This window comes from Nonomuraea sp. SBT364 (assembly GCF_001083785.1).
GTDB lineage: Bacteria > Actinomycetota > Actinomycetes > Streptosporangiales > Streptosporangiaceae > Nonomuraea.
The window spans coordinates 1-9871 of the sequence record NZ_LAVL01000245.1 but is presented as its reverse complement, the minus strand read 5'-3'; the positions used below and the strand labels follow the sequence as shown (position 1 = coordinate 9871).

Genomic DNA, 9871 nt, shown 5'->3' with positions numbered 1-9871 from the left:
GGGCGGGGCTTGCGCCGGTGGGGGATCGCCAGGCCCGCGTGCCGGCTCGGCGTGATCAACCGGGCAGCGTGGGGGGTCATGGGCCGCCTCCTCGTACGAACCAAGCGCTTGCTTGGACGTTAGGCGCGTCCCCGGAGGGCTGTCAAGCGGTGTGCCCGCCGTGCCGGCTCCATCGTAACGCGAGCACGCCCCAAGCGCTTGCTCGGCATCGAGGCATTCCGGAGAAGGCGCTCCGGGGCTGTCCGCATACCGGTGAACGAGGAGGCGGGGACGGCCACTGCGGAGGCATCCGGGGAGGCCGGGGACGGCCGCCGCGGAGGCGTGCCCGGGAGGCGAAAAGGGGATCGCGCGCCCTGGCGGGCGTGGGGGACCCGCCAGGGCGCGCTTCCTGCCCCGTGAGCGGCGGCGCCAGGACTCCGGCGAGGGATGGAGTCCTAGACCGTGGGTTCGCGCACGGAGTTGGTGGGGGAGTGACCCTCTTGCGAGGACTCCGGGTGTCGGTAACGTGCGGCGATGCGATCCGCCGCGCCGGCCGGGTCGTCGATGGGGTGGTGGACGAGCTCGCTCCCCTCGAACCAGACGAGGGACCCGTCCTCACACCACACGTTCAGCTCGGCTGACTCGGAAAGTGCGGACATACCGTACCCGTTGCTCTGGTAGGTGTGGGTGAATCCCTGGCGAGGCAACGCGTAACGCAGTAAACGTGTTGCATCACGGGGGGAGTCCCAGGGCAGGTACGGCGTACCCGCTTGGACCGGCACCACCGGCCCTCACCCCCTCACCGGCCTTTCGATGGATTTGTACCAACGAATGGATGATGCGGCTCCCGATGCCGTCCGGTCAAGGGGTGATGGCCTGCTAGAACCAGATCGTCTAAATTGTTGGAACAAAAGGGGTAAAAGTGGCAAGGTCGGTGCTGTATCAGCAGGTGGCTTCGGAACTACGAAGGGCCATCTACTCCGGCGTACTCGGCCCCGGAGCGCAGCTGCCGACTGAGGCGCAGCTCATGGAGGACCATGGGGTGAGCCGCAACACCGTCAGGTTGGCCCTCGGGGAGTTGGTCAATGAGGGGCTTGTCACGCGTACGCCACGACGCGGAACGGTGGTCAGGGATCGCAGGCCGCTGCTCATCTACCCGCAGCGGGAGCTGGAGCCGCAGCCCACGGGAGAGCTGCGTGAAGCCTTCGCCTACGCCGTGACCCAGGAAGGCCGCGCCCCCAGCCAATACATAGAGGTGCTGACCGTCTCCCCGGTGGAGGAGATCGCCAGCCGGCTGGAGCTGAGCGACGGGCAGCTCGCGGTGGTGCGCCGCCGCCTGAGGTTCGTGGACGGCCAGCCGTACAACACCAACGACTCCTACTTCCCCCGCGATCTGGTCGCCAACTCCGAGATCGCCCGGCCGGGGGACATCGAGCGCGGCGCCAACCGGGTGCTGGAGGAGCTGGGCCACGGGCAGGTGCGCGTGGTGGACGACATCTGGGCACGCATGCCCAACCAGGAGGAGGCCGAGCGGCTCCAGCTGGAGCTCGGCACGCCTGTTGTGGTCTATATCCGGGTCGGTTACGACGAGGGCGACATGCCGGTGCGCGTCGCGGTGTCGGTGCTGCCTGCCGACAAACATCTGATCAGATACGAGCTCGACCGCCGCTGAGCGGGCTCGCTTGGGGGTGATCCCGCCGGCCGCGGCCCAGTGAGCTTGCCGTCTCGCTGAGCGCGGGGAGTGGTGCACGCTCCCCCAGTAGCGATTTATCCGCATATATCGGGTTATCTAGCCCTGTCGGGTTTGTGTCCCATTGAGCGATTACGCTCTGTATCGATTCGGCCACCCTTCGCAATGAAAGGCAGACGCATGCACGCGAACACCCTCCTGCACCCGCTGACCCTCAGGCGGGCCGAGCCCGCCGATCTCCCGGGCGTGCTCACCCTCCTCACCGACACCGCCGAGTGGCTGCACGCGCAGGGCGTACGGCAGTGGCCCCGCGCGGGCTTCGGCCCCGACCGCATCGCGCCGCTCATCGAGGAGCGGGTGCTGTTCCTGCTCGACGACGAGCTGCGCTACTTCGACCCGGACGAGTCGGCCCCGCCGGTCGCCACCATCGCGCTGGACGGTCACGCCGACCCCGAGTTCTGGGGTCCGGCCGACGACCCCGGCGCGGGGCTGTACGTGCACAAGCTGGCCATCGCCCGTCCCTGGTCGGGCAGTGGCCTGGGCGACGCGCTGCTCGACTGGGCCGGCGCGACCACGTACGCGGCGGGGCTGCCGTGGTTGCGGCTCGACTGCGCCAAGGGCAACCGGCGGCTGCAGGACTACTATCGCGGCCGGGGTTTTCGGCACCTGCGGACGGTGGACCTGCCGCATCGCGCGTCCGGCGCGCTCTTCCAGCGCCCGGCGTCCGACTCGGCCGTCACGGCCTTCCGTGACCTGACGCTGCCCGAGCTGATCAGCGCCTGAGGCCGATCCTCGGGATCTCTATTCGCGCAAAAAGGTGCAGAGCACCATATAACCTCTGCTGCATGACCGGATCCCTCCTTGAGGTGATCGCGCTTGACGTGCGCGACGCCGTGGCCGCTGAAGAAGGCGGCGCCGACCGCCTGGAGGTCGTCGCCGACATGGCGGCCGACGGGCTGACGCCCGCTCCGGAGACGGTCGCGGCCATCGCCGCCGCGTGCCCGTTGCCGCAGATGGTGATGTTGCGCGGCGGCCCCGGGTTCGCCGGAGGCCCCGAGGAACTGGAGCGCCTGCGCCGGGACGCCCGTGAACTGGCGCAGGCCGGGGCCGCCGGGTTCGTGTTCGGGTTCCTGGACGAGGCCGGCGCGGTCGACCTGGAGGCTACGGAGGCGCTCATCCACGCGGTGTCGCCGCTGCCGTGGACGTTCCACCGGGCCGTGGACCACGCGGCCGACGTGCAGGCGTCCTGGCGGGCCGTGCGGCTGCTGCCCAACCTGGCGACCGTGCTCACGGCGGGCTCGCCGCACGGCGTGGGCGACGGCCTGCCGGTGCTCAAGGGACGCGCGGACGCGGGGGACGGGTCCATCATCCTGGCCGGCGGCGGCCTCAAGCCGCACCACGTGCCCGACCTGCTCGACTACGGCGTTCGCGCCTTCCACGTCGGCTCCGCCGTGCGCCGCGGCTGGTCGGAGCCGGTCGACGCGCACATGGTCCGCCGCTGGCGCGCGCTCGTCGAACGCGACTGAGCCGCCCTGAGCCGCCTTGCGCCGGGTCAGCCGAGTGCCGCGTCGGCCCTGCGCAACGCCGACACCAGTGTGCGGATCGTCGCGGGCTCGTCCATGACGCCGCTCACCGGCCGCCGCTCCTCCCAGGCCCGCACCCGCTCCCGGTAGGAGTCGTAGGTCGCCAGGTGGAAGGCGTGAACCGTGGCGAACCGGCTCACCAAATGCGCGGGATGCATGTCCCAGCCCTGGTGGAAGCCGTGTGCGAGCGAATGCCGCACCAGCCCGGCGTGCCGGCGCCACAGCGCCCGCACGTCGTCCGACGAGCCGGAGGCGGGCGAGGCGGCCAGCGACCCGTCGGACAGCTCCACGCCGGTGCCCGCGTAGGCGGTCTGCATGGCGTGCCTGGCGTGGTCGCACGCGGGGTGGTCGAGCCGCTGCTCGTGCGGCGGCAGCCCGATCGCGGCCGTGTAGTCGAACACCCCGAAGTGCGCCGCCGACAGCCGTCCCCCGCACGTCAGGCCGGGCCGCAGGAACCGCACCGTCTGCGGCGCCTCCACCTGCATCTCGAACCGCAGCCGCCGCCCCGCCCGATCGTCCAGCCCCTGGAGGAATCCGGCGAACATCCCCAGATAGGCCTCCATCAGAACTTTGGGAAAGGTCACCACGAAACCCTCCGGCAGGCCGCCGGGCAGCCCGGCCATGCCGGTGACGAACCGGTCGAGCGTCCGCGTCGAGCGCTCCGGATCGCCGTCGGCGAACGACTTGACGCGCAGCCCCCACCGCCGCGGCAGCGTCCCAGCCTCGTGCATCGCGGCCAGCGCCTCGACGGCCCGGTCGACGTGCCCGTCCTCGTCCTCCGGACGCCCGCCGTAGCCGTCCTCGAAGTCCACCCGCAGATCCTCGACCGGCTCGCCCGCGAGCTTGCGCAGCAGCCTCTCGTGCACGCCGCCCGCCAGGGCGCCGGGCACCCCGAAGACCTCGGCGAGGTCGCCGGGCCCGGCCAGATGGGCCTTGACCAGGCGCAGCGCCTCCTCGCCCCACGCGGCCACGGTGCCCGCCGAGAACCGGTCGGCCGGCACGTACACGGTGTGCACGGGCTGCCAGCCCGGTACGGCGCCGGGGTAGAGCGCCTGTTGCTCGCGGTGGACCTGGTCGAAGTCAAGCATGCGTGACCTTTCCGGTTCAGGGCCGGCAGGCCCGCAGCATGGCCTCCAGGCCGACCAGTTTGACCCGTTCGCCCCGGCCCAGTGTCTTGGCCAGCTCGGCCTCGGCCGTCTCGATCGCGAGCCATTCCGCGTACGTCACCGGGTGCGCGCCCCGCTCGGCCAGCAGCGCGTCGACGGAGGCGAGCGGGCCGCCGCCGGCGCCGGCCAGGTCGGACAGGAGCGTGCGGACGGTCTCGGCGGCGTCGGACTTGTTCGTCCCGATCACGCCCGTCGGGCCGCGCTTGAGCCAGCCCGCGACGTATTCACGCTCGCGCACCCGCCCCGCCTCGTTCGGCACCGTCATCGACGCCTCCGAGAACGGCACGCCGGGCAGCGGCACGCTCTGGTAGCCCACGGACCGCAGCACCATGCCGACCGGGAGCGTCTCGTACTCGCCGGTGCCGACCACGCGGCCCTCGTCCGACAGGCGGGTCCGTTCGAGCTTGAGCCCCTCGACCCGGTCGGCGCCCAGGATCTCGACCGGGCGCAGCCAGAAACGCACGTCCAGGCGGCGCGGCCGGCCGGCGGGCTCGCGCGACGCCCACGACTGAAGCACCTCGATGTTGCCGCGCACCTGGCGCGGGAAGTCGCCGCCGAGCACGACCGCCTCGTCGGGACGCACGCACACGTCGGCGTTGGCCAGCGCGCCGAGCTCGCGCAGCTCCTTGAGCGTGAACTTGGCGTGCTCCGGGCCGCGCCGGCCGATCATGTGGATGGCCTTGACCTGGCTGTCGCCGAGACGTTCGAGCACGTCGTGCGGCACGTCGGTGGCGCTCAGCTCCTCGGCGGTCTTGGCCAGCACCCGGACCACGTCCACGGCCACGTTGCCGACGCCGATCACCGCGACCTCGGAGCTGTCGAGCGTGAACCGCGACGGGTCCACGTCCGGATGCCCGCAGTACCAGTTGACGAAGTCGGTGGCCGCCACGCTCCCCGGCAGGTCCTCGCCCGGGATGCCGAGCCGCCGGTCCACCATCGCCCCGGTGGCGTAGACGACGGCGTCGTAGCAGGCCAGCAGATCCGCGACGGACAGGTGCTCGCCCAGCGTGACACCGCCCAGGAAACGCACCTGGGGCAGCTCCAGCACCCTGCGCAGGTAGCCGGCGATGGACTTGATCGACGTGTGGTCGGGCGCCACGCCGTAGCGGACCAGACCGTACGGCGTCGGCAGCCGTTCGAGCACGTCGACCTCGACGGCCTCGCCCGACTGCTTGACCAGCGCCTCGGCCGTGTAGATCCCGGCGGGTCCCGACCCGATGACCGCCACGCGCAACGCCACGCTGCCTCCCTGAGCCCACCGGACAGGACCGGCGGGCGTGATCGATGTATCCCCGATCGGCTGTGACCTCACCCCGATCCTCCTCCCCGCGGAGCCGGGCCTCAAGGTCGCCGACCGGGTCCGGCACTTGCGGGATGGGTGTGGTCGCGATCAGAGTGGTTGTTCGTGAGGCGAAAGCACGGGCCGCGGAGGCATCTGCCGGACTCGATCAGGTTCGAGGCGTTCGGTCGCGTCATGGCCGTGCTGGCGACCAAGGCGGAGTTCATCGAGGCGTGCCGCGACCTCACCTGGTGGCGGGGCGCAGACCACAGCTGGCACATCGAATGGCGTGACGGCCCCTACGCCTCCGAGGTCGCCGCCCTCCTCGACGCCACGGCGGCGGGCCCCTGCGGTGACACCCACGCGGTGCTCGACGTCATGGGCGTCCGCTTCGAACTGCGCGCCGTCGACCCGATGGGCCGCGTCCGGGCCCGCGCCCGCCCCGGGTTCTGGCGGCTGGCCGGGGCCCTCGACACCACCCGCCGCACCAACACCCGCCACCCGTGGGAAGAACTTCTCGGCGGCTGACTTTCATCACTCCGGTACCGTCCGGCACTTTGTTCACAAATGCCATGATTGCTTACGGTTAACCGAAATTTGCCTTTTCTGTACGATCGCATAATCTCGATCTGGTCGTCCCTGGAGAATCACCGGGGGTGGGATGACCAGGGAATGGGGATGGAGAAAACCGCGATCGAGTATGCCGACTTCGCCGAATTCGACCGGCGCCAGCGCGGCATCGAACGTCACCTGCTGGCGGCCTTCCTGGGGGGACTGGCCGTCGGCTTCATCGGCATGCTCACCGCCGGCCGGGGGCCGGGGTGGATCGGGCACGTCTACGACCCCTACGTCTATCTGGCGATGGCGCTGGCCGTCGGGGCGAGCGCGTCCGGGTTCGGCTGGGCGCTGCTGACCACGTTCCTGGCCGCCGTGGCCTCGCTGGTCGCCGCCATGGGCGGCAGCGCGCTGCGGGGCGACCTGGCCTTCGACGTCGTCGGCGGCAGCGCCGCCGGGCTCAACTGGACGATCGCCCTGCTGGTCGGCACCGGCCTGCTGGCGTACGTGACCCGCAGGAAGGACCGGTGGGGCGACTACGCGGCCGGCGTCATCGGCGCCCTCGTGCTGGCCGACGTCGTGGACCGGGCGACCCCGGGGTTCATCGGCGACGAGCGGTCCTTCTGGCCGATGCCCGCCGTGCTGATCGGCGCGGCGGCCATCGGCGTGATGCTCGCCCTGCGCCGGGGCGCCGGAGGACGGGCGCGGGCGCTGGTGTGCGCGCTGGGGCTGGCGGGGCTGTTCGCCACCGGTCTGGCCGCCGCGATGGGCGGCTGGATCACCGTCGCCGTCTGAGCGCGCGCCATCGCCGGGAGTCGATAGCCTGTAGCCCTCACATCGGGTTCGAACGAGGAGTGGCCGTGTTGCTGCGCATGTCGTCGTTGTTTCTTCGCACCCTGCGGGACGACCCGGCAGACGCGGAAGTGCCGAGCCACAAGCTCCTCGTCCGCGCCGGCTACGTGCGCCGCGTGGCGCCCGGCATCTACTCCTGGCTGCCCCTGGGCAAGATCGTCATGGAGAACGTCGCCCGCGTCGTCCGCGAGGAGATGAACCGGATGGGCGGCCAGGAAGTGCTCTTCCCCGCCCTGCTGCCCCGCGAATACTACGAGGCCACCGGCCGCTGGACCGAATACGGCGACACCCTCTTCCGGCTCCAGGACCGTAAGGGCGCCGACTATCTGCTCGGCCCCACGCACGAGGAGCTGTTCACCGACATGGTGAAGAGCGAATATTCCTCCTACAAGGACTACCCGGTCACCCTCTACCAGATCCAGACGAAATATCGCGATGAGGCGCGGCCCCGGGCGGGCATCCTGCGCGGGCGCGAATTCCTCATGAAGGACTCCTACTCCTTCGACCTCGACGACGACGGCCTCAAGCGTTCCTACGAGGCGCACCGCGAGACCTACATCCGCACCTTCGACCGCCTCGGCATCACGTACAAGATCGTGTTCGCCACGTCCGGCGCGATGGGCGGCTCGGCCTCCGAGGAGTTCCTGGCGCCCACGCCCACCGGCGAGGACACCTTCGTCGCCTGCCACTCCTGCGGCTACGCCGCCAACGCCGAGGCCGTCACCACCCCCGCGCCCGCCGCGCGCCCCTTCGACGGCCTCGACGCGCTCAACGTCCTCGACACCCCCGACACCCCCACGATCGACAGCCTCGTGTCCTGCGTCAACGAGCGGCACGGCATGTCGATCACCGCCGCCGACACGCTGAAGAACGTCGTCGTCAAGGTCACCACCCCCGGCTCCGACAAGGTCGAGACCCTCGTCATCGGCGTGCCCGGCGACCGCGAGGTCGACTTCAAGCGCCTGGAGGCCGCGCTGGCCCCCGGCGAGCCCGCCATCTTCGAAGCCGGCGACTTCGCCAAGCACCCCGGCCTCGTCCGCGGCTACATCGGCCCGCAGGTGCTGCGCGGCCTCGGCATCCGCTACCTCGTCGACCCCCGCGTCGTCGACGGCACCGCCTGGGTCACCGGCGCCAACGAGCCCGGCAAGCACGCCGCCCACGTCGTCGCCGGCCGCGACTTCACCCCCGACGGCACCGTCGAGGCCGCCGAGGTGCGCGCCGGCGACCCCTGCCCCCGCTGCGGCTCCCCGCTGTCCATCGACCGCGGCATCGAGATCGGCCACATCTTCCAGCTCGGCCGCAAGTACGCCGACGCCGCCGGCCTCGACGCCCTCGGCCCCGACGGCAAGCCCGTCCGCATCACCATGGGCTCCTACGGCATCGGCGTCTCCCGCGCCGTCGCCGTCATCGCCGAGCAGGCCCACGACCAGCTCGGCCTCGTCTGGCCGCGCGAGGTCGCGCCCGCCGACGTCCACATCGTCGGCACCGGCAAGGAACGCCAGGTCGAGGTCGCCCTGGAGCTGGCCGCCGAGCTCGAGTCGCGCGGCCTGCGCGTCCTGGTCGACGACCGGCCGCAGGTCTCACCCGGCGTCAAGTTCAAGGACGCCGAGCTGCTCGGCCTGCCCACCATCCTCATCGTGGGCCGCGGCCTCGCCCAGGGCGTCGTGGAGCTGCGCGACCGCGTCACCGGCGAGAAGAGCGAGATCCCGCTCGCCGAGGCCGCCGACCGCGTCCTCGCCGCCTGCACCGCCTGACCCTTTCGTACGGGACGGTCCCGCGCGGGGCCGTCCCGGTTTGACGGCGCGGGAGTGTGCTGTAAATCTCAGTGCGATGAAGCCACATGCCGAACTGAAAGACTTCTGGGAATCGCGCCTGCAGTCCGACTGGACCGAGAGCGGCGTCGGCTACAAGGCGCTCGGCCGGGCGTTCAACATCTGGATGTACCGGGTGCGCGCCGAAGGCTTCCGCCGCGAAGCCGCCGCCGTCCCGCTCGACCTGACCAAGGCGCGGGTCCTCGACGTCGGCTCCGGCACCGGCTTCTACATCCGCCAGTGGCGGGCGCTCGGCGTCGAGTCGATCACCGGCAGCGACCTCACCCAGGCCGCCGTCGACCGGCTCCGCGAGCGCTTCCCCAGCGCCTCCTTCCTCCGGCTCGACATCGCCGACCCGGCCGGCGCCCTGGAGCCCGGCTCGTACGACGCGGCCTCGGCCATGGACATGCTCTTCCACATCACCGACGACGACCGCTACAAGGCCGCGCTGCGCTCCATCGGCGAGGCCGTCCGGCCCGGCGGCATCTTCGTCCTGTCGGAGAACTTCCTGCACCGGCCCGAGCAGCGCTCCGACTACCAGGTCAACCACACGCTCAAGTGGATCACCGCCGCCCTCGGCGAGGCCGGCTTCGACGTCATCCACCGCGTCCCCATGCTGGTGCTCATGAACGCCCAGGTCGACGCCCACCCGCTGTGGCGCAAGCTCTGGGGCGGCCTGCTGCGCGCGGTCACCCTGACGGAGGTCACCGGCTGGCTCGCCGGCGCCCTCCTCTACCCCCTCGAACGCCGCCTGGTCCGCATCCTCCGCGAGAGCCCCACCACCGAACTCATGATCTGCCGCCGCCGCTGACCCCAGCCCTTCGCGCCCCTCCCCGGCGCCGGTGGCCGGTGCGAGGGGGGCGGTGGGCTGGGGTCAGCGGCGGCGGCAGATCATGAGTTCGGTGGTGGGGCTCTCGCGGAGGATGCGGACCAGGCGGCGTTCGAGGGGGTAGAGG

The 9871-nt window shown here is 71.3% G+C and carries 10 protein-coding genes and 1 pseudogene; 8 read left to right on the top strand and 3 right to left on the bottom strand.

The genetic code is table 11. The features are described from left to right. Positions 1 to 434: 434 nt before the first annotated feature. The gene (locus ADY59_RS44840; RefSeq protein ID WP_156326133.1) at positions 435 to 638 is read right to left on the bottom strand and encodes a hypothetical protein; all 204 of its coding nucleotides are present in this window, start codon (positions 636 to 638) and stop codon (positions 435 to 437) included. Between the two features lie 263 nt (positions 639 to 901). Here ADY59_RS44840 and ADY59_RS53080 point away from each other — a divergent pair. The 4 genes and pseudogenes from ADY59_RS53080 to ADY59_RS44825 all read left to right on the top strand — a co-directional run. Continuing rightward, a pseudogene (locus ADY59_RS53080) lies at positions 902 to 1096 on the top strand (GntR family transcriptional regulator); the annotation flags it as partial. A gap of 6 nt (positions 1097 to 1102) precedes the next feature. Continuing rightward, on the top strand, positions 1103 to 1651 hold the full coding sequence (locus tag ADY59_RS44835) for a GntR family transcriptional regulator (RefSeq protein WP_231619195.1): 549 nt from the start codon (positions 1103 to 1105) through the stop codon (positions 1649 to 1651). A gap of 198 nt (positions 1652 to 1849) precedes the next feature. Then, entirely contained in the window at positions 1850 to 2452 is a 603-nt protein-coding gene (locus ADY59_RS44830) for an N-acetyltransferase (protein ID WP_049576688.1), read from the top strand. Between the two features lie 62 nt (positions 2453 to 2514). Beyond that, positions 2515 to 3195 (top strand): copper homeostasis protein CutC, encoded by a 681-nt coding sequence (locus tag ADY59_RS44825; RefSeq protein WP_049576686.1) that lies wholly within the window; start codon positions 2515 to 2517, stop codon positions 3193 to 3195. A 26-nt stretch (positions 3196 to 3221) separates the two neighbouring features. On the opposite strand, the gene ADY59_RS44820 is transcribed toward ADY59_RS44825, so the two are convergent. Both ADY59_RS44820 and ADY59_RS44815 read right to left on the bottom strand, forming a co-directional pair. After that, complete coding sequence (locus ADY59_RS44820; RefSeq protein ID WP_049576685.1) at positions 3222 to 4340, bottom strand: DUF6986 family protein; 1119 nt, start codon at positions 4338 to 4340, stop codon at positions 3222 to 3224. 16 nt (positions 4341 to 4356) lie between these two features. After that, positions 4357 to 5658, bottom strand: coding sequence for an FAD-dependent oxidoreductase (locus ADY59_RS44815; RefSeq protein ID WP_231619194.1), 1302 nt, complete (start codon positions 5656 to 5658; stop codon positions 4357 to 4359). Positions 5659 to 5823: 165 nt separating this feature from the next. Here ADY59_RS44815 and ADY59_RS44810 point away from each other — a divergent pair, with 165 nt between their 5' ends. The 4 genes from ADY59_RS44810 to ADY59_RS44795 all read left to right on the top strand — a co-directional run bounded on the left by ADY59_RS44810 (position 5824) and on the right by ADY59_RS44795 (position 9726). Then, positions 5824 to 6225, top strand: a complete 402-nt coding sequence (locus ADY59_RS44810) for a hypothetical protein (RefSeq protein ID WP_231619193.1) — start codon at positions 5824 to 5826, stop codon at positions 6223 to 6225. A 150-nt stretch (positions 6226 to 6375) separates the two neighbouring features. After that, positions 6376 to 7047 carry a hypothetical protein gene (locus ADY59_RS44805; protein WP_156326132.1) on the top strand — a complete coding sequence of 224 codons (672 nt, stop codon included), beginning with the start codon at positions 6376 to 6378 and terminating at the stop codon, positions 7045 to 7047. 65 nt (positions 7048 to 7112) lie between these two features. After that, a complete protein-coding gene (locus tag ADY59_RS44800; RefSeq protein ID WP_049576698.1) occupies positions 7113 to 8858 on the top strand; it encodes a proline--tRNA ligase in 1746 nt (581 codons plus the stop codon). Between the two features lie 76 nt (positions 8859 to 8934). Then, the gene (locus tag ADY59_RS44795) at positions 8935 to 9726 is read left to right on the top strand and encodes a class I SAM-dependent DNA methyltransferase (protein WP_049576679.1); all 792 of its coding nucleotides are present in this window, start codon (positions 8935 to 8937) and stop codon (positions 9724 to 9726) included. Positions 9727 to 9871: the final 145 nt, after the last annotated feature.